This window comes from Brevibacillus sp. FW306-2-1A-C05A, from assembly GCF_058781555.1.
Map to the genome: position 1 here is coordinate 11,904 of NZ_JBYSWV010000046.1, position 24,665 is coordinate 36,568.

General features: G+C 53.9%; 25 protein-coding genes and 1 riboswitch. Of the genes, 23 read left to right on the top strand and 2 right to left on the bottom strand.

Annotation, left to right across the window (positions count from 1 at the left end):
* Positions 1–18 precede the first annotated feature (18 nt).
* The 10 genes from iolG (at position 19) to AC3WJN_RS21165 (ending at position 10,218) form a co-directional block, all read left to right on the top strand.
* Positions 19–1,044 carry an inositol 2-dehydrogenase gene (gene iolG / locus AC3WJN_RS21120; RefSeq protein WP_007785966.1) on the top strand — a complete coding sequence of 342 codons (1,026 nt, stop codon included), beginning with the start codon at positions 19–21 and terminating at the stop codon, positions 1,042–1,044.
* Between the two features lie 75 nt (positions 1,045–1,119).
* Positions 1,120–2,556: an aldehyde dehydrogenase family protein gene (locus tag AC3WJN_RS21125; RefSeq protein ID WP_007785968.1), complete on the top strand. Its 1,437-nt coding sequence runs from the start codon at positions 1,120–1,122 to the stop codon at positions 2,554–2,556.
* A gap of 26 nt (positions 2,557–2,582) precedes the next feature.
* Positions 2,583–3,788 (top strand): 6-phosphofructokinase, encoded by a 1,206-nt coding sequence (locus AC3WJN_RS21130; RefSeq protein WP_007785970.1) that lies wholly within the window; start codon positions 2,583–2,585, stop codon positions 3,786–3,788.
* Between the two features lie 93 nt (positions 3,789–3,881).
* Entirely contained in the window at positions 3,882–4,895 is a 1,014-nt protein-coding gene (locus AC3WJN_RS21135) for a zinc-dependent alcohol dehydrogenase (protein WP_007785971.1), read from the top strand.
* Positions 4,896–5,069: 174 nt separating this feature from the next.
* Complete coding sequence (gene iolD, locus AC3WJN_RS21140; RefSeq protein ID WP_007785973.1) at positions 5,070–6,938, top strand: 3D-(3,5/4)-trihydroxycyclohexane-1,2-dione acylhydrolase (decyclizing); 1,869 nt, start codon at positions 5,070–5,072, stop codon at positions 6,936–6,938.
* Positions 6,939–7,133: 195 nt separating this feature from the next.
* The gene (iolE, locus tag AC3WJN_RS21145; protein ID WP_007785976.1) at positions 7,134–8,057 is read left to right on the top strand and encodes a myo-inosose-2 dehydratase; all 924 of its coding nucleotides are present in this window, start codon (positions 7,134–7,136) and stop codon (positions 8,055–8,057) included.
* Entirely contained in the window at positions 8,054–8,908 is an 855-nt protein-coding gene (locus AC3WJN_RS21150; RefSeq protein WP_007785978.1) for a transketolase, read from the top strand. Before iolE ends, AC3WJN_RS21150 begins: the two co-directional genes overlap by 4 nt.
* 3 nt (positions 8,909–8,911) lie before the next feature.
* Positions 8,912–9,604: a transketolase family protein gene (locus AC3WJN_RS21155; protein ID WP_007785980.1), complete on the top strand. Its 693-nt coding sequence runs from the start codon at positions 8,912–8,914 to the stop codon at positions 9,602–9,604.
* Positions 9,601–9,723, top strand: a complete 123-nt coding sequence (locus AC3WJN_RS21160) for a hypothetical protein (RefSeq protein ID WP_007785982.1) — start codon at positions 9,601–9,603, stop codon at positions 9,721–9,723. The genes AC3WJN_RS21155 and AC3WJN_RS21160 overlap by 4 nt, the downstream gene beginning before the upstream one ends.
* Before the next feature lie 189 nt (positions 9,724–9,912).
* Positions 9,913–10,218 carry a hypothetical protein gene (locus AC3WJN_RS21165; RefSeq protein WP_157179555.1) on the top strand — a complete coding sequence of 102 codons (306 nt, stop codon included), beginning with the start codon at positions 9,913–9,915 and terminating at the stop codon, positions 10,216–10,218.
* A 268-nt stretch (positions 10,219–10,486) separates the two neighbouring features.
* Here AC3WJN_RS21165 and AC3WJN_RS21170 read toward each other — a convergent pair whose 3' ends face one another.
* The gene (locus AC3WJN_RS21170; RefSeq protein ID WP_007785984.1) at positions 10,487–11,362 is read right to left on the bottom strand and encodes a dimethylarginine dimethylaminohydrolase family protein; all 876 of its coding nucleotides are present in this window, start codon (positions 11,360–11,362) and stop codon (positions 10,487–10,489) included.
* A 202-nt stretch (positions 11,363–11,564) separates the two neighbouring features.
* On the opposite strand from AC3WJN_RS21170, the gene AC3WJN_RS21175 reads away from it, so the two are divergent.
* The 3 genes from AC3WJN_RS21175 to AC3WJN_RS21185 all read left to right on the top strand — a co-directional run bounded on the left by AC3WJN_RS21175 (position 11,565) and on the right by AC3WJN_RS21185 (position 14,028).
* The gene (locus AC3WJN_RS21175) at positions 11,565–12,299 is read left to right on the top strand and encodes an IclR family transcriptional regulator (protein ID WP_026558051.1); all 735 of its coding nucleotides are present in this window, start codon (positions 11,565–11,567) and stop codon (positions 12,297–12,299) included.
* 208 nt (positions 12,300–12,507) lie between these two features.
* Positions 12,508–13,230: a DUF421 domain-containing protein gene (locus tag AC3WJN_RS21180; RefSeq protein ID WP_007785988.1), complete on the top strand. Its 723-nt coding sequence runs from the start codon at positions 12,508–12,510 to the stop codon at positions 13,228–13,230.
* A gap of 156 nt (positions 13,231–13,386) precedes the next feature.
* The gene (locus tag AC3WJN_RS21185) at positions 13,387–14,028 is read left to right on the top strand and encodes a GNAT family N-acetyltransferase (protein ID WP_007785990.1); all 642 of its coding nucleotides are present in this window, start codon (positions 13,387–13,389) and stop codon (positions 14,026–14,028) included.
* 3 nt (positions 14,029–14,031) lie between these two features.
* On the opposite strand, the gene AC3WJN_RS21190 is transcribed toward AC3WJN_RS21185, so the two are convergent.
* Positions 14,032–15,288 carry an ATP-binding protein gene (locus AC3WJN_RS21190; protein ID WP_007785991.1) on the bottom strand — a complete coding sequence of 419 codons (1,257 nt, stop codon included), beginning with the start codon at positions 15,286–15,288 and terminating at the stop codon, positions 14,032–14,034.
* A 202-nt stretch (positions 15,289–15,490) separates the two neighbouring features.
* A riboswitch (SAM riboswitch) is annotated at positions 15,491–15,611 on the top strand.
* 117 nt (positions 15,612–15,728) lie between these two features.
* Here AC3WJN_RS21190 and AC3WJN_RS21195 point away from each other — a divergent pair.
* From AC3WJN_RS21195 to AC3WJN_RS21240, 10 genes are all read left to right on the top strand, one after another.
* A complete protein-coding gene (locus tag AC3WJN_RS21195) occupies positions 15,729–16,751 on the top strand; it encodes a sugar ABC transporter substrate-binding protein (protein WP_007785993.1) in 1,023 nt (340 codons plus the stop codon).
* Between the two features lie 77 nt (positions 16,752–16,828).
* Positions 16,829–18,319: a sugar ABC transporter ATP-binding protein gene (locus tag AC3WJN_RS21200; protein ID WP_007785995.1), complete on the top strand. Its 1,491-nt coding sequence runs from the start codon at positions 16,829–16,831 to the stop codon at positions 18,317–18,319.
* A gap of 1 nt (position 18,320) precedes the next feature.
* A complete protein-coding gene (locus AC3WJN_RS21205; protein WP_007785996.1) occupies positions 18,321–19,319 on the top strand; it encodes an ABC transporter permease in 999 nt (332 codons plus the stop codon).
* 986 nt (positions 19,320–20,305) lie between these two features.
* Positions 20,306–21,115, top strand: coding sequence for an alpha/beta fold hydrolase (locus AC3WJN_RS21210; RefSeq protein WP_007785999.1), 810 nt, complete (start codon positions 20,306–20,308; stop codon positions 21,113–21,115).
* 116 nt (positions 21,116–21,231) lie between these two features.
* Entirely contained in the window at positions 21,232–21,975 is a 744-nt protein-coding gene (gene map, locus AC3WJN_RS21215) for a type I methionyl aminopeptidase (protein WP_007786001.1), read from the top strand.
* A 195-nt stretch (positions 21,976–22,170) separates the two neighbouring features.
* Complete coding sequence (locus AC3WJN_RS21220) at positions 22,171–22,728, top strand: DNA-3-methyladenine glycosylase I (RefSeq protein WP_005834549.1); 558 nt, start codon at positions 22,171–22,173, stop codon at positions 22,726–22,728.
* Positions 22,729–22,761: 33 nt separating this feature from the next.
* Positions 22,762–23,238: a DinB family protein gene (locus AC3WJN_RS21225; RefSeq protein WP_005834550.1), complete on the top strand. Its 477-nt coding sequence runs from the start codon at positions 22,762–22,764 to the stop codon at positions 23,236–23,238.
* Between the two features lie 773 nt (positions 23,239–24,011).
* Positions 24,012–24,242 (top strand): hypothetical protein, encoded by a 231-nt coding sequence (locus tag AC3WJN_RS21230; RefSeq protein WP_005834553.1) that lies wholly within the window; start codon positions 24,012–24,014, stop codon positions 24,240–24,242.
* A complete protein-coding gene (locus AC3WJN_RS21235; protein ID WP_007786004.1) occupies positions 24,239–24,439 on the top strand; it encodes a hypothetical protein in 201 nt (66 codons plus the stop codon). Before AC3WJN_RS21230 ends, AC3WJN_RS21235 begins: the two co-directional genes overlap by 4 nt.
* Positions 24,440–24,531: 92 nt before the next feature.
* Positions 24,532–24,665: helix-turn-helix domain-containing protein (locus AC3WJN_RS21240; RefSeq protein WP_238501971.1), on the top strand; the 134-nt coding region annotated here is incomplete at its 3' end.

A 24,665-nucleotide genomic window follows, 5' to 3' on the forward strand; every position in this document is an offset into this window, starting at 1 on the left:
GGAAGAGGAGAGATCACGATGAGCAAAGTAAAGGTTGGAATCATTGGAGCAGGGCGCATCGGGAAGCTGCACGCGGAAAATCTGGTCAAACTGCACCGCGTCGAATTGAAGGCGATTTCGGATATTTTCGCAGAGCAAGTGCGAGAGTGGGCTGGCAGCATCGGGATTCCCCATGTCACCGATGATTACAAGGCGATTTTGCAAGACCCGGACATCCAGGCTGTCTTGATCTGCTCGCCCACCGATACGCACGTCCCCATCATCTCGGAGGCAGCGAGAGCGGGCAAGCACATATTTTGCGAAAAGCCGATCAGCTTTCAGTTGGAGCAGACGAGAGAGGCGCTCGAAGTCGTCAAAGAGGCCGGAGTGAAGTTCCAGGTGGGCTTTTGCCGCAGGTTTGACCACAGCTTGAAAAAGGCTCATCAAACCGTCAAAGAAGGGGGAATCGGCGAACCGCACATTTTGCGCATCACTTCGCGGGACCCGCATCCGCCGGGCAAAGACTACGTAGCAGCCAGCGGCGGTCTGTTCTTCGACATGGCGATTCACGATTTTGACATGGCAAGATATTTGATTGGCAGCGAAGTCGAGGAAGTGTTTGCGCAAGGGGCGGTACTCGTGGACCCGCTGTTCGCAGAATGCGGCGACGTGGATACGGCGATTACGACGCTGAAATTCAAAAACGGCGCGATCGGGGTCATTGACAACAGCAGAAAAGCCGTGTACGGCTACGACCAGCGGGTAGAGGTGTTGGGGGCGAAGGGATGTGTGACCGTCAGCAATGTCACGCCGACCACCGCAGAGATCAGCACAGCCGAGGGCGTTTTCCGGGATAAGCCCAAGTATTTCTTCCTGGAGCGGTACACCGACGCTTTTGTTCAGGAAATCGAAGACTTCATCGACAGCATCCTGTTGGACAAGGAAGTTCCGGTCAGCGGTTATGACGGCTTCCAGGCTGAATTGATCGCCATGGCGGCGAAGAAGTCGTTTGCCGAAAACAGGCCGGTCAAGCTCGAAGAAGTCAGCGCAGTCCAGTCTGTGTAAGGCCCAGCATTTTTGTTCCAATTTTTTTTACGGATTAGGTTAAGCGCTTATCTAAATGTTCAGGGGGGAGAAGAAATGGAAGCAGTGAAGCAAGTGCAACGTTTGTTCATCGACGGGGAGTGGGTAGAGACAGCGAAGACGCATCCGATTTACAACAAGTACACAGGAGAGCTGTACGTGCAGGTGTGCAAGGCGGGGGAAAAAGAGGTGGATCGCGCAGTAGAGGCAGCCGAGTACGCTTTCTACCATACGCCTTTTTCCGCAGAAAAGCGCTACGACGTGCTGGTGAAAGCTTCCCAACTGATTAAGGAAAACGTCGAGGAGTTGGCCAACTGCATTGCCCAGGAGGGCGGCAAGCCGATTCGCGATGCGAAAGTGGAAGTGATTCGTTCCGCGACGACGTTTCTTTTGGCGGCGGAGGAAGCGAAAAAGCTGAGAGGGGAGATCATCCCGAGCCAGGCTTCCCCTGGAAACGAATCGCGCCTGATTTATACGATCAAAAAGCCGATCGGCATTGTGTGCGCGATCTCGCCGTTCAACTTCCCGCTAAACCTGGTTTCGCACAAGGTGGCTCCGGCCTTGGCGGCAGGAAATCCGGTGATCGTCAAGCCTGCTACGGATACGGCCCATTCCGCTCTGCTGCTGTGCAAGCTGTTGCAGCAGGCAGGCGTGCCAAAAGGGTACGTGCAATGCGTGGTCGGCGGCGGTGCGACGGTTGGCGAACAGTTGCTGAAAGACCAGCGGATCAAAAAGTATTCGTTTACAGGCTCGCCGGAAGTAGGCAAGCACATCCAGCAGACGATCGGCATGCGCAAAGTCACGCTGGAGCTCGGGTCCAACTCGGCGACGATTGTGCATGAAGACGGCAATGTCGAGCAGGCGGCAAACAAGCTGGCGAAAATGGCTTTTGCCAATGCGGGGCAAATCTGCATTTCCGTACAGCGCATTTTCGTGCACAAGGCAGTGGAAGCGAAGTTCATGGAGCTTTTCCTGGAGCGGGTGGCGCAGCTCAAGGTGGGCAATCCGCTCGACCCGGATACGGACGTAGGGCCGATGATTAGCGAAAAAGAAGCGCAGCGGATCGAGGCATGGGTAAACGAAGCGGCAGCAAAGGGCGCGAAAGTGTTGACCGGGGGCAAAAGGGAAGGAAGCGTCTACTATCCGACGGTCATTACCCAGGCGAAAAAGGGCATGAAAGTGTACGACGAGGAAGTATTCGCGCCAGTAGTTACAGTGGCGTCCTACGAAACGATCGAGGAAGCGGTGAAGCTGGTCAACGACTCCAAGTTTGGCTTGCAGGCAGGCGTGTACACCAAATCTCTCGTCCTGGCCCACAAGCTGCCGCATCTGCTGGAAGTGGGCGGCGTGATCGTCAACGATACGTGCTGCTTCCGTGCCGACCAGATGCCGTACGGGGGCGTCAAGGAAAGCGGAATCGGGAAAGAAGGCCCGGCATTTGCGATTGAGGAAATGGTCGAGACGGTGGCCGTTGTCATCAACCTGGAAGAGTAGATGAATCATGGATGGAGAGTGTGGAAATGACCGGAAACTGCCTGATCGCTCAATCCGGTGGACCAACCGCTGTTATCAACAATTCATTGTACGGAATCATTGAGGAGTCTCTTCAATCGCCGCAGATCCGGAAGGTTTATGGGGCGAGAAGAGGGGTGTACGGTCTGCTCAACCAGGACTACATTGATCTGGGTCAACTGTCCAAACCGCAGCTAGAGATGCTGAGAATGACGCCGGGCGCGGCGCTCGGCTCCTGGCGCTACAAGCTGAGCGCCCACGAGATCGAAATCATCGTCGCCCACATGCAGGCGAACGACATTCGCTACTTTTACTACATCGGCGGGAACGGGTCCATGCACGTCGCTCATTTGATCCATCAGGCTGCCCGGAAAAAAGGGTACGAGCTGAATGTGATCGGGGTGCCGAAGACGGTAGACAACGATTTGACGCAAACCGATCATTCGCCCGGCTTTGGCAGCGCAGCCAAATTTCTCGCCACCTCCATCCTCGACATGTCCATGGACATTATGAGCTTGCCGAAAAGCAATCGCATCACGATTGTCGAGACGATGGGGCGCAATACAGGCTGGCTGGCGGCCTCGTGCGCGCTGGGGCTGCAGCAGGAAACAGGCATTCCGCTGTTGATTTACATTCCGGAATCGCCTTTTTGCGAAGAAACGTTTTTGCGCGATGTGCAAAAAAAGTACGAGGAACACGGTTCAGCCCTGGTCATTGTCTCGGAAGGCATCCGCGACAAAGAAGGCAGGCTGATTGCCGACAACGCTCTGGCGCGGGATGCGGTCGGGCGTCCGCAGCTCGGCGGCGTGGCCGGCTATTTGAAGGACGCCATCGCCAATCAGGGAGCGGGCTTGTCCGCGCGATATATTTTGCCGAGCATTTGGCAGCGCAGCGGGATGATGTTCTCGTCCGGGGTGGATGTCGAGGAGGCGTATTTGGCGGGAAAACACGCTTGCTATCACGCCAGGCAGGGGATCAACGGAGCGATGGTCACGCTGCAGCGCAAAAAGGGGCCGTTTTACGCCGTGGAATACGGCTCCGTCCCCCTCGCGGAAGTAGCGGGAAAAGAAAAGCTGTTTCCGCTGGAGTGGTACGACGCCGACAGCCATTTTGTCAAAGCCGAGTTTTTCGACTATATATATCCGCTCATTCAGGGCGAGGTGTCCATTCCGATGAAAAACGGCCTGCCTGCTTACCAGCACTTTATTTCCTGAAGGGCGGCGCAGTCGGGCGCGGACAAGAGGGACGAGGAAGCGGAAAAAACAGAACGGATGCAGCTTAAACAGCAGAAGGGGAGCGAATGGGTCATGTTAGCTGGTGTATTTGAGCAGGCAGGGAAATTTTCCTTGCAGGAAAGGCCGGTTCCGGTCATACAGAAGGCAGATGAAGTGCGGATCAAGGTGGAGGCAGCCAGCATCTGCGGCACAGACGTGCATATTTTGGCTAATCCTCCGGGACATCCGGCGACGGCAGGCGTGATTCAGGGACATGAGTACGTCGGAAAAGTGGTAGAGGCAGGAGCGGATGTCACGAACGTCAAAGTGGGCGACCGGGTGGTAGTCGATCCGACGCTGACGTGCGGGTACTGTGATTATTGCCAGATGGGATACGTGAACATGTGCGAGCATATGTCGACGATGGGTATTTTCGTGGACGGGGGCTGGACTTCCTACAGTGTCGTTCCAGCCAGAAATGTGCACAAAATCGCAGACTCGGTTCCGCCGGAGATTGCCGTCTTTGCCGAACCGCTGTCCTGCGTCATCAACGGCATGGACAAAATCAAGGTGCAGCCGGGCGAGAGCGCTGTCGTGCTGGGCGCAGGGCCGATGGGACAAATGTTCATCCAGATGTTGAAAGCGGCGGGAGCCGGAACGATCGTGGCCGTTGATTTTTCGGATTATCGCCTGGAATACGCCCGCATATCCGGGGCGAATGTGACGGTGAACCCAAAAACAAGCGACGTGGCGAAGTCTGTACAGGACGCGACGAAAATCGGGGCGGATGTCGTCATCGACTGTGTTGGTTCGCTGTTCGATCAGAGCCTGACGCTGGTGCGCAGAGGGGGACAAATTTTGCTGGTGGGCATGAATCAGCACGCCTTGCCGCCGATCAAGCAAAACGATATTACCCGCTATGAGGTAACCGTAAAAGGCACGTATATCTCGAACCACACGTTCCCGAAAGTAGTGAAGGTCATGGAGGCAGGGCTGCTGAATCTGGAGCGGCTGATTACCCATCGGGTTCCTTTGGAGCGCATCACGGAAGGAATCGACGTGATGAAAAAAGGAGAAGCGATCAAGGTGATCGTGCAGCCCGCGTAATCGCCTGCGATCCGCGAGCGGTAGTCTGCACGCGTCCAGCCAACTGCCGGAAAAGACAGAAAAAAATGAAAAAAAGGGTTTGTGGAAGCTCGGGAATCGAGTATAATCAAGGAAGAGAAAGCGCTTAACTTAACAGTTACGTGGAGAGAAACATCGAAGCTGAGGGAGGATAACATGGCAAAAACAATCCGCTTAACGATGGCTCAGGCATTGCTGCGATTTTTGGACAATCAATACATTTCCGTGGACGGTCAGGAACGAAAATTCGTCAAAGGCGTCATGGGGATTTTCGGACACGGAAATGTGACAGGGATGGGCGAAGCGCTGGAGCATTTTCAGGGAGAGTTGACCTACATCCAGGGGAAAAACGAGCAAGGAATGGCGCATGCGGCCATTGCCTACGCCAAACAAAAGAACAGGCTAGAGATTTTTGCCTGCACGTCTTCGATTGGGCCCGGCGCCTTGAACATGGTCACAGCCGCCGGGACAGCGACGGTGAACCGGATTCCGGTGCTGTTTTTGCCAGGCGATATTTTTGCCTGCCGCCAGCCTGATCCGGTCTTGCAGCAAATTGAAAACCCTGCTGACTACACGATTTCATCCAACGATGCGTTCAAGCCGGTCAGCAAGTACTGGGACCGCATTACACGTCCCGAGCAGTTGATGACGGCCGCCTTAAACGCGATGAGGGTGCTGACGGACCCGGTCGACACTGGCGCGGTCACCTTGGCTCTGCCCCAGGATGTGCAAAGCGAAGCGTACGATTACCCGGCTGAGTTTTTTGAAAAGCGCGTCCATTTCGTCGAAAGAAGAGCGCTGTCGGCTGCTGCGCTCGCACGGGCAGCGGAAGCGATCCAGACAAAAAAGCGGCCGCTGATTATCGCCGGGGGCGGCGTGCACTACTCGCTCGCTACGGCAGAACTGATTCGCTTCGCCGAGGAGTTTGGCATTCCGGTAGCGGAGACGCAAGCGGGAAAAAGCGCGGTGCCATGGGACCACCCGCTTCAAGTAGGCTCGATTGGCGTCACAGGCTCGCTCGCCGCAAACCGCCTGGCCAAAGAGGCCGATTTGATTATCGGCGTCGGAACGAGACTGACTGACTTCCCTACCTCATCCAAAACGGCCTTCCAAAATCCAGATGTGGAGTTCGTCAGTATCAATGTCAGCTCCTACGACGCGCTGAAAATGAACGGAAAGGCCGTGGTAGCCGACGCGAAGGAAGCGCTGGTCGCAATCACAGGCGCACTGCGGCAAGCGGAATACAAGTCCGCCTACTCGCCGGAAGCGATTGCTGCTCTGAAGAAGGAGTGGGACGAAGAAGTGGACCGGGTCTGCTCTGTGGAGCGGGCGGAAGGCTTGTCGCAAATGCTCGCGCTGGGCGAGATCAACCGCTTCCTGGGCGAAAAGGACATCATTGTCGCTGCTGCCGGAAGCCTGCCCGGAGATTTGCACCGCCTATGGAGATGCAAGGCCCCGAAAACGTACCATATGGAATACGGCTTCTCGTGCATGGGCTACGAGGTGTCCGGCGCGTTCGGCGTGAAGATGGCAAGCCCGGATCAGGAAGTGTACGCCGTCGTCGGGGATGGCAGTTACTTGATGCTTCATTCGGAGCTGGTCACGAGCATTCAGGAAGGGCAAAAATTTACGATCCTGCTGTTCGACAACAACGGGTTCGGCTGCATCCACAACCTGCAACGCGGTCATGGCAGCGAAGGCTTCGGCAACGAGTTCCGCTATCGCGACGAACAGACGAACCGGCTGACGGGCGAGTATTTGCAGATTGATTTTGCCAGCCACGCCAGAAGCATGGGCGCGAAGGCGTACACGGCCCGCACTGTGGAAGAGCTGAGAGCGGCCTTGCAGCAGGCGAAGGAAGAGACTGTCACGACGCTGATTGACATCAAGGTGCTTCCCGGAACGTGCTCGTCCGGCTACGAGTCGTGGTGGCGGCTCGGGGTAGCGGAAGTATCCGCGAGCAAAAAGGTTCAAGCCGCTTATGAAGCGATGAACAAGCAGATCGAGATTGCGAAAAAAATGTAAGCGTTGCCGACGTTTTTATGCAACAGGCAAGAATGGCTAAAACTCTTGTCCAGCAGGAGGGCAACAGACGAGACTTCGAGTGGAACGAGCAAGCAACCGCTGTGCCTTATAGGTACGAAGGCTCCGCCAATGGCGTGGCGCAGCCAAGTTTCTAAACGCGTTGAGTTAAGCGCTTAATCAAAAGGGGCGACAGTCATGACAGATAAAGGATACAACTTCAAGCTGGGGGTTCACCCGATCAACTGGGTCGGGGAGGATGTCAAAGAACACGGGGATCACTATTCCTACGAGCAGGTCATGGATGAGATAGCCAGCCTTGGCGTTACAGGTGTGGAAATGAGCAGGAAGTTCCCTGCCGATCCGGCTGTTTTGCAGCAGGAGCTGGGCAAACGGGGGCTGCGGCTGACCTCGCAGTGGAAGTCCGTGCTGTTCTCGGATGCGCAGCGCCGCGACGAGGAGCTGCAGGCTTACCGGAAGCACGCGCAATTCCTCAAGGCGATGGGAGCAGAAGTCGTCAGCACGGCAGAAGTTGGCGGCTCGCTGCATTGGGACCCGCGCCGCTCCCCGCATGAAAAGCAGGTCGCACACTTGACAGATGAGCAGTGGAAAAGCCTGGCCGAAGGGCTGAACCAGGCAGGGGAGATTTGCCGCGAATTGGGCATGAAGCTCGTGTACCACCATCACGGCGGGACGGTCGTGGAGCAGCCGGAGGAAATCGACCGCCTGATGGAAATGACCGATCCCGGGCTTGTCTACCTGTTGTACGATACAGGCCATGCCTACTACGGCGGCAACGACCCGTTGAAGCTGCTGCAAAAGTATTACGGGCGGATCGGCTACGTGCACCTGAAAGATATTCGCCAAAGCGTTCTCGACCAGGCAAGGGCGGAACAGGCTGATTTCGTCACCTGCATCCGCAGAGGGGTGTTCACTGTCCCAGGTGATGGAAGCCTCGATTTTGCCCCGATTTTCAAGGAGTTGGTCGAGCGGGATTATCAAGGCTGGGCTATGCTCGAAGGCGAGCAGGACCCGCTCGTTCACAACCCTTTTGCATACGCGAAAAGATCCATTGCCTTCATCGAGCAAACGATATCATCAACCAGAGGTGAGAAAGTATGAAGACGGTTTCCGCTCAGGAAAAAATCAATTGGCTGCAAAAGAAAAGCAGCGAGACCCGGAGGCTGATTCTGCAAACGGTGCACCACGCAGGGGCAGGCCATGTCGGCGGGCCGCTGTCTGTGACCGATCTTTTGGTCGCTCTTTATTTTGACGTGATGAATATCAAGCCTGACGAGCCGCTGTGGGCGGAGCGGGACCGCTTTGTGCTATCCAAGGGGCACTCCGCGATCGCCCTCTATACGGTGCTGGCGCTGCGGGGCTACTTCCCGGTGGAGGAGTTGAAAACGTTCGACGATATCGACTCTCGCCTGCAAGCCCATCCGGACATGAAGCTGCTGCCCGGACTGGACATGTCCACAGGCTCGCTGGGGCAGGGAATTTCTGCCGCAGTCGGCATGGCGCTGGGCGCAAAGCTGAAGCAGCAAGCGTTCTCCACATACTGCATCATTGGCGACGGCGAATCGCAGGAAGGGCAAGTATGGGAAGCGGCGGACGTAGCGGCCAAATACGAGCTGGACAATCTGGTAGTCATCATGGACTACAACAAGCTGCAGCAATTCGGCTGGAAGGGAACGGAAGGCCGCGAACGGGAAATCCCGATCTTTTCCCCGGAAGACCGCTGGGCGGCGTTCGGCTGGAACGTGCTTGCCATCGACGGCCACGATGTGGAACAGATCATCGAGGCGTGCCAGCAGGCGAAGCGCGTGCAAGGCAAGCCGACCGTCGTAATTGCCCACACCGTCAAAGGCAAGGGCGTAAGCTTCATGGAGAACAACTACACATGGCATGCGAAAGTGCCGAATGCGGAAGAGCTGAAAGCAGCCTTGGAAGAACTGGATATGGGGGTGTAGAAGATGCAATTACAGCTTGATAAAAAAGTAGCCATGCGCGATGCGTTTGGCGAAACATTGCTGCAATTTACGAAGGACGATCCGCGAGTGTACGCAGTCGATGGCGACCTGGCGACCTCCACCAAGCTGGATAAAGTAGCGGAGGGGAATCCGGCCAAATTTTTGCAGATGGGCATCGCCGAGCAGAACATGCTCGGAGTCGCTTCCGGTCTGGCAACAGTCGGCTTGCAGCCGTGGGTGTGCACGTTTGCCGCTTTTATTGTGAAACGCTCTCTGGACCAGATCGCCGTGGCGATTGCCCAGCCGAAGCTGGACGTGAAAATGATCGGGGCCTACAGCGGCTTGCTGACCGGATGCACGGGAAAAACGCATCAAGGTCTGGAAGATATCGCGATCATGCGCAGCCTGGCCAACATGGTCGTCCTGGCTCCGGCGGACGCGGTCGAAGTGAAAAAGGTGATGGAGTTCGCCCGCGACTACCACGGTCCCGTGTACATTCGGCTGGCGCGCGACCCGCTGCCGACCCTTTTTACGGAAGAAACGCACACGTTTGCGCTCGGCAAAGGCGTCAAGTTGATCGCAGGACAGGATGTGACGATCATTTCAACCGGGACGCAAACAGGCCGCGCCGTTCAGGCTGCGAACCTACTGCGCGCGGAAGGCATTCAGGCGGGTGGGAAGAGTGGACAGGGATGAAATTCCCCGAGTCCGGCACGTACATTATTCCGGATGCGCTCGTTCCGGTGCGCATCGAAGTGGAAAAGGACGAGGTCGTGTACGTGGAACCGAATGTGTGGATGCAGCATTTTCTGTAAAAGCCAGTGTGCATAGCTGGAAGCTGTTGTTTTCTTAGATGAGAAGAGCCGTTATTTGTGCGGCTCTTCTTTTGCATTCTACGATTTGTCTGAAAAGAATGATAAAATTCACTCGACAAATGGAAAAAGACTTTCTACACTGGTTCCGGCAAGGTAAATAATGGCGACATCTTTTATGCCGACTTGGGGATGAACTACAATCCGGAACTGGCATATGCTCATCCGGTTGTTGTATTGGAAGAAGTGGGAGCTCTCGTGAGGACGATTAGTGAAGGTCGGTTATTAGATAAAAAAGGAGGATTGCATGACATTTCAAATCCCCGCTCCTTATTTGTTGAGATAAAAACGAAGTGCTTTGAGATTTGTTTTCCAAAGCAATACATTACTCAATTAAAGTTGGAAAAACAGGTCGAAGATTTGACGGATGATAAAAAACGGTTAGAAAAGCAGATAGAGGATCTTCAGAAAGAATTGATTGAGTTGAGGGCAAAGTAAACTCAATCGACATCAAAAAAGGGAATTGACTAGATAGTTTGCTAGAGGTAAGCTAATATTATGGCGAAAGGCCGATAGTATTAATGATAAGCCGTAAGGGCGAGCATATGAACCAGTTTGAAGAAAAGGGCAGCTCAAGAAGAGCTGCTCTTTTCTTCGATGTGCTTCCAAAGATGGAAAAGAGCAAGCCATGTACGAAGTGGTGAAGACTGGTCGGCCCACTCAAGACAAAATGCCACTGTCCACGTGGCTTTTTGTCTGTAGGAAGCTACACACGCTCCACCGGAGAAGTCAGGCAAGTCGGGCCGCCCGTGCCTTTGTAGGAGATTTCTTCGCCTTCGTATTCGTACACGGTAGCGCCTGCTTTTTCCAGCCGCTCCTTCGTGACCGGATTGCCCGCCACGACCATGCACACGCGCGGGGCGAGCGCGAGGACGTTGCTGCCGAGGTTTTCGTATTCGCGATCGGGCACTTCGATCAGTTCGATGCCTATGTCGACGAGCAGTTGGCGGAAAAACACAGGCATTAGCTTGGAGTAGACGACAGCGAGATCGTGGTCGACGAGGCTGATAATCGACATCAGATGCAGGCACTCGGCCGGGCCGCGGTCATATGGCAGCGGTACGACGATGACTTCTTCCGTGAAGTCCTTGACCATCTCCTTAATCTGGGCGATCGCCGCCTGATTGGTGCGGAAGCCAAGCCCGATCGCCAACGTTTTTTCATCCAGCCAGACGAGGTCGCCGCCGTCTGCCTGCGCATCGCCTGTCAGTTGTCCCAGGATCGGGATGTTGTTTGCTTGCAAAAACTCCTTGTACACTTCCGCTTCGCCTTGGCGCAGCTCTTTGCCGGATTTGAGGATGATCGCGCCTTTGGACGTGAACTTTACCGGATCATGGGCGTAGAGGGAGTCGAGCCCGGTTTTGTCCGATTGCGGGAGGTACAGCACGTTGGCTACGTGCTCGCGGAGGATCGCTTCGAATTTTTCGTACTCCTGCAAAGCTTTGTCCCAGTCAGGGCAGTCTGTATAGTGAAAAGTTTTCCAGGATGCGTCGAGATGGGCCTGGCTGATAAACGCTTCGCGGGGATGCTTGATGATGACGGTTTTCAGCTTTTTGACCATGGATTGGCTGCCTTGGAACATGGTTGCCTCCTTTTATTCCACATTGTAGAATATTGTTCATATTTCGAAAATTTATTTTCAGTGTACACATTCTGATTTTGCACTGTCAATCGTTATTCCGGGCTTGCAGCGGCTATCGCGGGAAGTTTTTTGCGATTCACAAAATTACAGCAAATCATTTAAGATGAGGTAGACGAGACATGAGGAAAAAGGGGAAATGACTGTGATTCAATCGTTTGATCGGGCGATGGCGATTGCGACGGCACTTGCGTCGGACGAGCATAGAAAGTGGTGGACCATCAACGATTTGGCGAAAGAATGTCAGCTCCCGGTGAGTACGATCTACCGCTTGTTGTACACGCTGATGAAGCACGGGCTGGTGGAGCAGGATGCAGCTACCAAGCAGTACACACTGGGGATCAAATGGATGGAGTTCGGCCTGCGCGTGCTCGACCGGATTGATTATCGCAAAGTCATCAAGCCGATGATCGAGGAGCTTGCCAGAGAGGTGGAAGAAAGCGTTTACTTCAGCCAGCCGAGCGGCCTGGAGTCGATTGTGATCGATCGCGTGGACAGCCAGCACAACATTCGCATCTACGACCAGCTTGGTTTGCGCATCCCGATGCACATCGGCGCGGCAAACAAGGTTGTTTTGGCGCACATGCCGGCAGAAGAAGCGCGGCAAATCGTGTTGCAGCTCGTCGGCGAGGAGGAGACGCCCGCTTTCATGGAAAAGCTGGCCGAAATCCGCAAAGTCGGCTATGCCGTCAGCTTCGCGGAACGGACGGAAAATACGGCTTCGGTCGCGGCACCTGTTTTTGATTACACGCAAAAAGTAATCGGCGCTTTGAGCATCGGCATCGTCACCTTCGATCTGAAAGAAGAGCGGTTGAATTATTTGATCGAGCGCGTGAAGGACGTCGCCTGCAAAACGTCGCAGCGGCTGGGGAGGATGTAGCTTTGCGATGTCTATATGCTGGAAATTTTTCTGCTATATGAAAAATATGGTCGAAAGCTCCTGGCGAGACTGTCAGCCCGAATGATCGGGGGCAGTCTTTTTGGGGCCAGTGACGGTTTGTGCTTTACGGGCAAAGCTTTTCGCATAATTACTACCAAAACTTTACATAGTAACAGGAGGAAACGGTTGGGGCAGGAGGCGTTTTTGCGTGGAACTGTTCAGTGAGAGCTTGATTGTAGTCGGGCGTGTATTTACGATTTTGCCGCTGCTGTTGATCGTGACGCTGTTCATGGGAAAGCGTTCGATTGGCGAGCTGCCTGTCTTTGATTTCATGATTATCATCACGCTAGGCTCCGTGACCGGGGCCGATATTGCCGAGCCGAATGTCCACCACATTCCCATTGCGGTAGCGATTGTGGCGCTCGGGGTGCTGCAACGCGTCGTGTCCCAGTGGTCGATTGTGTCCAGGCGCTTCGGCAAAATGGTCACGTTTGAGCCAACGGTCGTTTTTTACAACGGAGAGTTTCTCGTCCCTCAACTGAAAAAGATACGCTATTCGCTCGATAACGTACTGCAAATGCTGCGGGAAAAAGACATTTTTGACCTGTCGGAGATTGAGATGGCGATCATCGAGGCCAATGGCCGACTGACTGTCCTGAAAAAATCTGCGCAGCAGCCAGTGACGAGACAAGACCTGCAAATCCGGACTGCCTCGACGGGCCTCTCCCTGCCTGTGATCGTCGAAGGAAAAATATGTGAAGAGGCGCTGAAGTACCGCGAACGGGACGAAGGCTGGCTTTTGCAGGAGCTGAAAAAAAGCGGCGTCGCCATCGAGCAGGTTTTTCTCGCCACATTGAATCGGCAAAACGACTTGCTGTTTTTTGAGAAACATCCGGACAATCCGCAGCGGGTCCCGCCCGTTCAGCATTGAGAGGAAGGCAGACAGCATGCAGCGTACAGGCGCGCCAGGCTATCCCATTCAGGAAGCCTGTAGTTTGCCGATTTCGTTTATTAAAAAATATTTTATCAATTAAAAATAATTTTAGAGGATAAGTGTGGTTGTCATCTCAATCAGGGAGGAATGACCATGCTTGTTTTCAAGGCGATGGAGCAATGTTCGGTGGCGGAGGCCGTTTTGGTCTACAACAGAGGGTTTTCCGGCTATTTTTTCGACCAGTCCAAAACGCCGGACACGCTTATCTGGAAAATGGGGAAGGAGGAACTTTCGCCCGCGCATTCGCTGGTTGCGTTTGTAAATGGCGAGCCGGCCGGAATCGTGCTGAACGGGATATGGAACAGAGGCGGGCGAAAAATCGGCTGGAACGGAGGGACAGGGGTGGCGCCGAAGCACAGGCGCAGCGGAGTCGGGCAGGCTTTGATCGAAGCGACGTTGCAGATTTACCGCGAGCAGGGCGTGGAGCTTGCGGCGCTGGTCGCCATTCGCGAGAACGTGCAGGCGGTCGACTACGCGCTGTACAGGCGGATTTTTGATGAACAGGGAAGGCAAACGACTGCCTTGCTGTTTCAGTGTGAAGCCAGTCCCGGACGAGCAGACCGGGAGGCGATTGTCGCAAGCGCGCTGGCCCATGTGTTTGCTCCGCTGGACCAGGAGCTTCATCGCCTCACCGTCAATTTGCCCGTCGCAAATGAGACAACCACCCGAATTTTGCAAAGTGCGGGCTTTTCCACGCTGGCCGAGCAGGTTTTCATGACCAGGCCACTCGCCTAGCTGCTACTGCGGCTGATGGTACGGAAACGTAATCGTGAACTTGGTGCCGACCTTCGGCTTGCTCGACACGCTCACAGAACCGCCAAACGTGTGAATGACGTGATAGGAATAAGTCAGGCCGAGTCCGGTCCCGCTCGTTTTGGTAGAAAAATAGATCGTGCCAAGTCGTCTGATCTGGCCCTCGTCCATCCCGATGCCGTTGTCCTTGATGACGAGCAGGGCGTTGTTTTTTTCGATGAACAACGACAGGGAGACTTTCCCTTTGGCCGTCTCCGCGCATGCCTCGATGGCGTTTTTGATAAAGTTGACCAGCACCTGCTTGAACTCGTCGGGATTGGCCATGATCGTGACGGGCTTTTCATAAGCTTGCAGCTCCAACTCGACGTTGTTCATGTTGGCAAACGGCAGCATGACCTCGCGGACGACATGGAGCTGCTCGCATACGTCGATCAGCTCGGTGCGCTCCTTGAGCGGCTTGGACAGCGCCAGGTACTCCGTCAAAATCGCTTCCGTGCGCTGAATCTCGTCCATGCTGATGCGAATGTACTGATCGGTTTTCGCAATGTTTCCCGGGTCCTCCTGGATCAGGCGCAAAAATCCTTTGACGGCCGTGAGCGGGTTTCGCACCTCGTGCGCCAGTGAAGCGGCGACGTGGCTCATCGTCTCGATTTTTTCGTTTTGGGCATGGCGAATGAACAATTCCTTGTCTGATACGCATTTGCTAAATAACGACATCAACAGCCAGATGCCGACAAAATTTTGAACGGGAATCACAAGCACATGATAGGGAAGCTGATGGGATACATAGGTGGGAAAATTGAAATAGGTCAACCCCAAATCTATCAGGGAAAAAAGCGCACCCGTCAAAAGAGTAAACAGTGTTTTCCGATAACTGGCTTTGTAGCGTTGATATATCAGGAGGGAGATTGCAAACGTGGCGGCCATTACGAGCATGGCGACCCAGGTGCCTTCGCCGCCCAGATAAAAGCGGTACAGCGCTGATTCGATCAGCACGATCAAGGCGATTCGTACTCCGCCGTAGATCAGAGCGAAAAAGACGATGACGTGCCTGATGTCGAAAATGATTCCTTCGTTGACGCTCGAAGCGAAGGTCATCGCCAGAAACATGCAGACAGAGCTGGTTACGAGAATAAAGCAACGGCTATAGTTACGCATCCGGTCGCGGTAATAGATGTTGAACAAAACAAACGGTGTCAAGGCAAAAAACATTTGCAAGATTAGTTCTTTTAGTAGACTCATTAGACATCCCCATCGCAAATTTGCATGGCTTTTGCTTCAATCTACAAGGTTTCGACAAGACCTTACATAATTCCTCCAAAATTTGGACATCGAGTTGGGATTATTTTGGAGGACAAAAGCTTCAAAAACCCAGTTGACAGATGGGTAAAACAAGGATTATAGTCTGTATATATTAATACAAACGTTGCGAAAATAAAAACTACTCTTATCCAGAGAAGGCTGAGGGAATGGCCCTATGATGCCCGGCAACCTAGCTGGCAAGATCACCGTCTTGCGAGCCAAGGTGCTAACTCCAACAGGTAGCGATACCTGACAGATAAGAGGCGCGAATCTTGTCGATCAAGCCTCTTTCATCTGTTGAAAGAGGCTTTTCCTATTGGAAGGTCGTCGCCTCCTCAGCTTGAAGCTCAGCAGGAAGAAAGAAAAAGGGGGATTTTTCGATGAAAAAGAAACTGGGTCTTGTCACATCAATCGTACTGGCTGCGTCGCTGGCCTTGACCGCTTGCGGCGGGGGAGCGGACACCCAAAATCAGGCGGGAAGCGGCGCTTCCGGCGGCGAGAAGGCGAAGCGCATTGCCTTGATTATGCGCCAAAACGTCGGCACGTTTTCTGCCCAATACATTAACGGCGTGAAGCAGGAAGTCGAGAAAAACGGCGGCGAGCTGACCGTATTCAACGCAGATACCGATTTGTCGAAAATGGCCTCCAACCTCGATGCTGCGGTGAACCAAAATTTTGACGGCATCCTGATTGACCACGGTACGGCGGAAGCGCTGCAGCAAGGCACGCAAAAAGCGGTCGACAAAAAGATCCCGGTTGTGCTGTTCGACACCGATATCAAGCTGCCGGGCGTCCCTGTCGTCGAGCAAGATGACAACAAGCTGGCCGAGTTGAGCCTGGAAAAGCTGGCTGCCGATACGGGCGGCAAAGGCAACATCGTGAAAATTTGGGTAGCGGGCTTTGCGCCGATGGAAAAGCGCCAGGTAACGTATGAAGCATTCCTGAAAAAATACCCGGATATCAAGGAAATCGCCGCGTTTGGCTCGGCAACGAACAACACCGCGCTGGATACGCAAGCGCAGATGGAAGCGATTTTGAAAAAGTATCCGAACAAAGGCGACATTACAGCCGTATGGGCATCGTGGGATGAATTTGCCAAAGGGGCAACCCGTGCGATCCAGCAAGCAGGACGCACCGAGATCAAGGTGTACGGCATCGACCTGAGCGACGAAGACTTGCAACTGATCCAGGAGCCAAACTCTCCTTGGGTCGCGACAGCAGCGGTAGATCCGTCGAATATCGGACGCATTCATGCGCAGACCGTTTTCCAAAAAATGAAAGGCGAGCAAGTGCCAGACAGCGTGAAGCTGAATCCGGTGCTGGTCAAACAGGAAGACTTGCCAAAGGATAAAAAAGTAACGATGGGCGATCTGTCCCAATACGTACAAGAGTGGGGCAAGTAAGCAAATAGAGCTGGTTGGTTTGGCTATTCCCGTTGCTTTTGTCAACGGGAATCTTGTTTATTTAGGGGGGGCGAAAAGTGTCCAGCTTGCAGATGAAAGGGATTGTGAAGCAGTTTTCCGGCGTGCCTGCGTTGCGCTCCGTCGATTTTGAAGTCAAGGCTGGCGAGGTGCACGCGCTGCTCGGAGCGAACGGAGCGGGAAAAAGCACGCTGATGAAAATTCTTACAGGCGCGTATCAGGCGGATGGCGGCAGCATCGCGATTGACGGCAAGGACGTCTCGATCCAATCGCCGCAGGATGCGAAAGCGTTGGGCATCCAGTGCGTCTACCAGGAAGTCGATACGGCGCTGATCCCGTATTTGAGCGTGACGGAAAACATTTTGCTCGACCAGATCGTGTCCAAAAGCAGCAAGGGACTCATGAACTGGCAAGGGCTGCACAAGGAAGCGGAGAGCATTTTGCAAAGCTTCGGCTTTTCCATCCCTGTGCGCATGCTCGTCGAGGAATGTACGCTGTCCGAAAAGCAACTGATCTTGATTGCCCGCGCGACCGTGCAAAAAGCGAAGTACGTCATTTTTGACGAACCGACAGCCCCGTTGAGCACGAAGGAGAGCGAGCGGCTGTTTCTCATTATCGACCAGTTGAAAAAAGCAGGCGTCGGGATCATCTACATTTCCCATCGGCTGCCGGAAATTTTCGAAATCTGCGACCGGATCACGGTCATGCGCGACGGTCAACTGATTGCCACGAGCGAGACGGCCGCTACTACGATGGATGAAGTCATCGGGAACATGCTGGGCAAAAGCTTCGAGGAAGAGTTCCCGAAGGTGGAGCTGCCGATTGGCGAAGTGATCCTGGAAGCGGCCGGAGTGGCTGGCGGCAAGGTGCGCGGTGCGGATGTAAGCGTTCGCGAGGGCGAGATCGTAGGCGTCGTAGGACTTGTCGGGGCAGGGAAGACGGAGTTGGCCCGGCTGCTGTTCGGAGCGGATGCGGCCGAAGCTGGCGAGATCAGGCTGAAAGGCAAGGCGGTACGCCTGCGCTCGCCAAAGGAAGCCGTGGATGCAGGGATCGTCCTCGTCCCGGAGGAGCGGCGAAAAGAAGGCATTTTTGTTGAGGAATCCGTAAAAAACAACTTGTCTGTCTCGACTTTGTGGAAATGGTCGCGCCTCGGGTTTGTCCGCAGGGGAGTCGAGGCGGGGCAAGCGCGGGAGCTGGTGCAGCGGCTGGGTGTGAAGACAGCGGACATCGGCCAGCTCGTCGGCCACCTCAGCGGGGGGAACCAGCAAAAGGTCGCAATCGGCAAATGGCTCGATACGGATGCGCAAATTTTCATGTTTGACGAACCGACCAAAGGCGTGGACATCGGCGCGAAAAGCGATATTTACCGCCTGATCGGAAAGCTGGCGGAGCAGCGCAAGGGCGTTTTGTACTTTTCCTGCGAGTTTGCGGAGGTGCTGGGCATCGCGGACCGGATTCTGGTCATGTTCGAAGGGAAAATCGTCCGGGAGCTGAGCCGGGCGGAAGCGACGCAGGAGCGGATTATGTATTATGCAAGCGGAGGTGAGTAACGTGGAAGGTAAAAAATTCAGCCTGTTTGATTTTATTTACAAATACGGAACGGTTGCGGTTATTGTTATCGTTATGCTGTTATTCAGTTTGACCAACCCGTATTTTTTTACGTATGACAACATTACGGACATTTTGCGCTCGATCTCGATCGTGACGTTTGTCGCCATCGGCGTTACGTTTTCCTTGATTGTCGGGGGCTTTGACCTGTCTGTCGGTTCGACGGTGTCGCTGACTACCGTCGTCTCGGCCTCGATGATGGTCTGGTACGAGCAGGGCGTGTTCGCCACACTGGTCGTTCCGATTGCGCTCAGCCTGATCGTCGGGCTGGTCAACGCGTTTCTGGTCGTCAAAATCCGGATTCCCGACCTGCTGGCGACGCTCGCGATGCTCTACATCGTCAACGGGCTGCACATGACGTATTCCAAAGGCTACTCGATCTACGCCAACATGCCGATGGAAGACGGTTCGATGGCTCCGGGGAAATTCCAGGAGTGGTTTTTGTGGCTTGGCCAAGGCAAAATTTTCTCGCTGCCTGTGCCAGTTATCCTGACCTTTTTGCTGGTCGCGGTCACGCACATCTACCTGACCTACACCAGACAAGGACGGATGCTGTACATGACGGGCGGCAATCTGGAAGCCGCGCGCTTGTCAGGCATTCCGGTCAATCGCTACCGCACGCTCGCCTACGTGTTATCCGCGCTGTTTGCCGGCTTGGGCGGGATGCTCTTGGCGGCGCGGATCGGGACAGGCCAGGTGAGCAGCGGCGGCTCGATGCTGATGGATGCAGTGGCAGCGGCGTTTGTCGGCTTCTCTGTATTCGGCGCGGGCAAGCCGAATGTGTTCGGGACGTTCGTCGGCGCAATCCTGATCGGGGTGCTGCTCAACGGCATGACGATGCTCAACCTGCCGTACTACGCCTACGATATTATCAAAGGGACGGTATTGGCGCTGGCGTTGGCTGTGACGTATTACCAGCTTCGGCGGAAAAGAAAAGCGTAGAGGTGTTTGCGCTTGCGTTCGCGCGTGCAAGGCAGGTCGTCAGGGAGAAGCTGGCGGCCTGTTTTTGTTGGGCAGAAGAAGAGTGGGTACGATTCTTATCAGTGTACGTGCAGCATGGCGAGGCTGCGAAGGCGAGGAAAGCAAGAGTTGTGCCTTTTTGGGACGGAGGTTTTTTTTCGATTGCTTGGCGACTTGGTGCAGTCAAGGTAGTTTAGGTTAGTTTAGGCGAGAATGTGGTTTTTATTGCGAGCCGTGGGATCAAGGCGGACTGGCTGCTTGGAAAACGGTTGATCGTCGCGGTAGTGGTGAGAGGAAACAGGAGAAAGCGCTACAGGTACTTGGGCCTCTAGCGGGGGAGCGGAGGCTGGGTAGGAGTCCCAAAGGCCTTCGCTGCTTTCTCCTGTTTCCTCTACGAGCTGTTTCTGTCGTTCGGGGGTGATTTTGGGTTGTAGATCAGGAAGCAAAGTGCTTAAGACAAGGAAGCGGTTTTTCTAAAAGCATGCATGTTGTATCGTCAGGGAGGCTAGCATTAATAGCTCTCAAGAAAGACGACAATCCCACCGCAAGCTTTCTTTTTTGTAGTGTCTTTTTCCCCGGAGCCGGGCAGTGATACCCCCAGCAGGGAGCCCAAGAAGTTACAGCGATTTCGTCTCTTTTCTCGCCACACCAAAAGCGCCGATAAAGGAGCTTTAAAAACCCAACCAACCCCACAGCATCATGTTCGGCTCATCACGCCACTACACTGCAAACAATTTTTTATAGTTCCAATCCTTTTTGTAACAGATAAGAATGGATAAGACTCTTATCAAAGCATAAGTGCAGCAACATAACGAGACTTCGAACGAAACGATAGAGCAAGACTGATGCCCGCTAGGTCCGTGAAGGCTTCGCCATTGGCTCGGCGCAGCCAAGTTTTCTCATGCAAGAAAATGGTAATAGTTTCACACAGAACATCCCTCCGCTATAATACCTCTGGGGGGATATAAGTGATTCATTATAAGACGTACATACGCGGTGAGGGTTATGAATGGGTGACCTTCGTCCACGGCGCGGGCGGCAGCTCATCCATCTGGTATAAACAGATCAAAGCTTACAAAGAACATTTTAATATTCTCCTCGTCGATTTGCGCGGTCATGGCAGGTCGAAGCAGCATCTGGGGAAGCGGCGGCCGAAATACACGTTCGAGGACGTGAGCCGCGACATTATCGAGGTGATGAAGCACGAGAACATCGCTTCCAGCCATTTTGTCGCGGTTTCGCTCGGGACGATCATCGTGCAGATCATAGCAGAGCTGGAGCCGCACAAAATACGCTCGATGGTTTTGGCGGGAGCCGTGACCCGGCTGAATTTGCGTTCGCAGGTGCTGATTGCGCTCGGCAATCTCGTCAAGCACATCGTGCCGTACATGTGGCTGTACAAACTGTTTGCCTGGGTCATCATGCCGCGGGCGCGCCATCGCGAATCCCGGTCGTTATTTGTCAGAGAAGCGCAAAAGCTTTGTCAAAAAGAGTTCAAGCGCTGGTTTTCGCTGACGCACGGCATCAATGCGTTTTTATGCAGCCTGCTGGCGAAGGAGCCTCCGATTCCGGCCCTGTTTGTGATGGGCGACGAAGACTACATGTTTTTGCCCGCGGTTCAAGCGTGTGTGAGTCAGAGACAGTATGCGCAGTTGCGCCTTTTGATGAACTGCGGCCACGTGGTCAATGTCGATCAGCCGGAAGAGTTTAACCGGATTTCGATCGGATTTATCCGCGAGCAGACGGGGGATGGACGGTACGAGGTAAGCCCCGCTTAGCTTGTGCGTTTGGCTGCCAGGCTTTGCGTTTGCGATTTGAACAGAAATGTGTTCCAATAAATGGAGCGGGTTCGGATTTGGTTTTGGCATACATTTTCAGCGAAGGAGGACACGGCATGTCGATTCAAAATGAACACGACTTGCTCGCTTTGCAGCGGATCGGGAGAATTGTGGCAGAAGCTAGAGAAGCGATGCTGAAGGCCGTCCGGGCGGGCATCACGACAAAAGAGCTGGATCGTATCGGCGGCGATATTTTGGCGAAGTACGGTGCGCGCTCGGCTCCACAGGTGACGTACGACTTCCCCGGGCAGACGTGCATCAGCGTGAATCACGTTGTGGCGCACGGGATTCCCGACGGAACCGTGTTGAAGGAAGGCGATGTCGTCAACGTCGACGTCTCCGCAGAGCTGGACGGTTATTTTGCCGATACAGGCGCTTCGGTTGTCGTGGGACAGGGAGAGCCTGTGAAGCAGGCGCTGTGCAAATGCGCAGAGGAATCGCTGTACAAGGCGCTGGATTCGGCCAAGGCTGGCTCCAAGTTGAGCCAGATCGGGCGCATCGTCCACAATGAAGCGAAGGCAAAAGGATTTACGGTCGTCAAAAATCTCACAGGCCACGGCATCGGCAAAAGCTTGCACGAGGAGCCGGCGCACGTCCTGAACTACTACGACAAATGGGACAAACGGCTGCTTACGGACGGGCTGGTGCTCGCTGTCGAAACGTTTATTTCCACTGGAACGGAGTATGTGAAGGATGGGGCAGACGGCTGGGCTTTGGTGACGCCGGACAGAAGCTACGTCGCCCAGTACGAGCACACCGTCGTCATAACGCGCGGCAAGCCGATTATTTTGACGGCTTAATCTTTTTTTTTTCGCGTTTTTGCGCGCGGTGTTTTTGCGATCGTGAAAAAAGAGAGAGGCCCTATTGCGCTGATAGGGTCTTTTTGTTGTGCGAGAAAAGTTGCGAGAATGGGCAAGAATAACTTGCAGAACAGCCAAAGATTGTATATTCTCTATATAAGAATATATGTTCGTATTTACGGGAGGTCTTTTCCGATGAATCGATGTGGCTGGGTGAATCAGGACCCGTTGTATTTGGATTATCACGACCGGGAGTGGGGCGTGCCTGTCTACGATGACCGGCTGCTCTTTGAATATTTGAATCTGGAGGGCGCGCAGGCGGGGCTGAGCTGGTACACGATCCTGAAAAAGCGGGAGAACTACCGCCGGGCTTTTGACAACTTTGAAGCGGAAAAGATCGTGCAGTACGACGAGGAAAAGATCGAACAACTTTTGCAGGATGAGGGCATCGTGCGGAACAAGCTGAAAATCAGAGGCGTCGTCAAAAACGCTCACGCCTATCTCAAAGTCGTGGAGGAGTTCGGCTCCTTTTCCAGCTACATCTGGTCGTTTGTCGGCGGCAAGCCGATCCACAACCACTTTCAGGAGCTTAGGGACGTACCTGCCTCCACCGAAATCAGCGACAAGATGAGCAAGGATTTGAAAAAGCGCGGCTTCACGTTTGTCGGTTCGACGATCTGCTACGCGTTCATGCAGGCAGTAGGCATGGTGAACGACCACGTGGCGACGTGCGATCTGTATCAAAAAGACTAATCAGGCTGGAACAGGGAGAGAGGGGGAAGCGACATGAACGCGAACGATCTGCTGATTCTGAATTTCGAGGAAGTCAGACGCCGAAGCATCAAAGTATGGCGGGCGATTCCAGACGACAGGCTGAACTGGAAGCCCGACGACAAAGCGTTTACCTGCGCACAAATGATTCGGCATGTCATCGAGGGCGAATTTTTGTATCACCAGATTTTGATTCAGCGAGGCAGCGCCGCTCTGTCTGCTCTCCCGAATCCGTATGAAACCAAGCCGTTCACGACCGTCGAGGAAGATTTGGCGTTTGCGCAGCCGTACCGGGAACAGTTTCTCGCCTTTGTCAAAGGGTTGGACAAAAGCGACCTGGAGAGTATCCGCATCGACCGCTCCGATGTCGGGTACGTCAGAACACTAGGGGACATGCTACTGCGGATCGCCTATCACGAGTCCGTCCATACGGGCCAGCTTCTCGATTATATGAGAACGATGGGTGTCAAGCGGCCGAACATTTGGGACTGATCTGATGAACGCCCACGAGGAAATTCGATAAGAGCCAAGAGCCAGGACCTTTGCCAGATTGGGGAGGGGCTGGCTTTTGGTGTTTTTTGGTAAGGGGGGTGTTCTCGCTTTTGCCCAAACTTTCGCCCAGCCTCTCGCGCAAGTCTGTGCCCAGCCCTTAGCCTCGGCCTTGTTCGGCTTCTTGTCTAAACTTCGTGTAGCTTCTCGTCCAAACATTGTCCAGCCCTTAGCCCCGACTTTTTCAGCTTCTCGTCTCGGCCCTCACCGAGCTACTTGCCCCGGCCTTCGCCCAAGCCCTTCCCTAGCCTCACGCCCACCCTCACGCCTTAGCCCCAACCTTCCTACCGACTGTTAGAAGTACATTTCAAGAAATCCGTCAACCGACAGCAGATGGAAATGTTCTGGAGTATGAGAACGGTGTACTTTTTAGGCAGCAAGGCGAATTGTAATGAAATTGTCGGGTCTACCCACAAGCGCGATTCTGTTCAGGCAGAACGCGCTTTTTTGTACAGATAAAAATGGAGAAGGTTCCTTGTCCAGCACAGGCGCAGAGCCGATACTCTGCCAAAAGCTTGGCAACTACGTTTTCTAATCAAGAAAATGTACATTTTTGTTCGGCAAAATTAGCTGGAAAAAATGATTGGAAATAACTTGAACTTTCGAGTTTTGTATGAGATACTTGTACTACAAAACAGAACAAACGTTCCTATCAATCCTGCTGGGGAAGCGAAGCAGTCCTGATTTAAACACGGAACCAGAGAAGGAGTGAGTATATGCAAAAGCAACCAGCCCGGTTTACAGGCCGCCGCGAAAACGAATCGTCTGGCAGCGTTCTGCCAAAGGCGCAGCGAGGGAGACGCCAGGCGGTACTCACTGTCCTCGGCTTTTTGCTCCCCGCCAAGGAGAGTCTCGCCTTTTATGGCAGAAGAGCTGGGGCGGCAAGCATTCGAGGCAAGAAAGCAATGATGCCGAAAGAAACTCAGCATGGAGCGAGCGGCCGATGATGTCGATGGACTATGTACAGGTGCTCGCTGCTGTTGTCTGTTTTCTCGTCTTGGTCGTCGCCTTCAAGCACGTCGACCTGCAAATTCGCATCAACAACATTTTGGATCTGCAACTGAAGGCGAACAAGGAAAAAGAAAAAGAGGCAGAGTCGATCGAGAAAAAAAGCGATCCGCCTGCCACTGACGACAGATTGTAATATCAAGTGCGACACCTAGATAAAAAAACGGCCCATGATTGATTCGTGTAAAATGAAGTCACGACAACACCATTTACACAGGAGAATCAATCATGAGTTATACACATCTTAGCATAACAGAGCGTAGTGAGCTAGCACTCCTTCATCGGTTGGGTTGGTCTGCCCGCGCCATTGCCAGAGAACTCAAACGGCATCATGCTACCATTGCCCGTGAGTTAAAACGGGG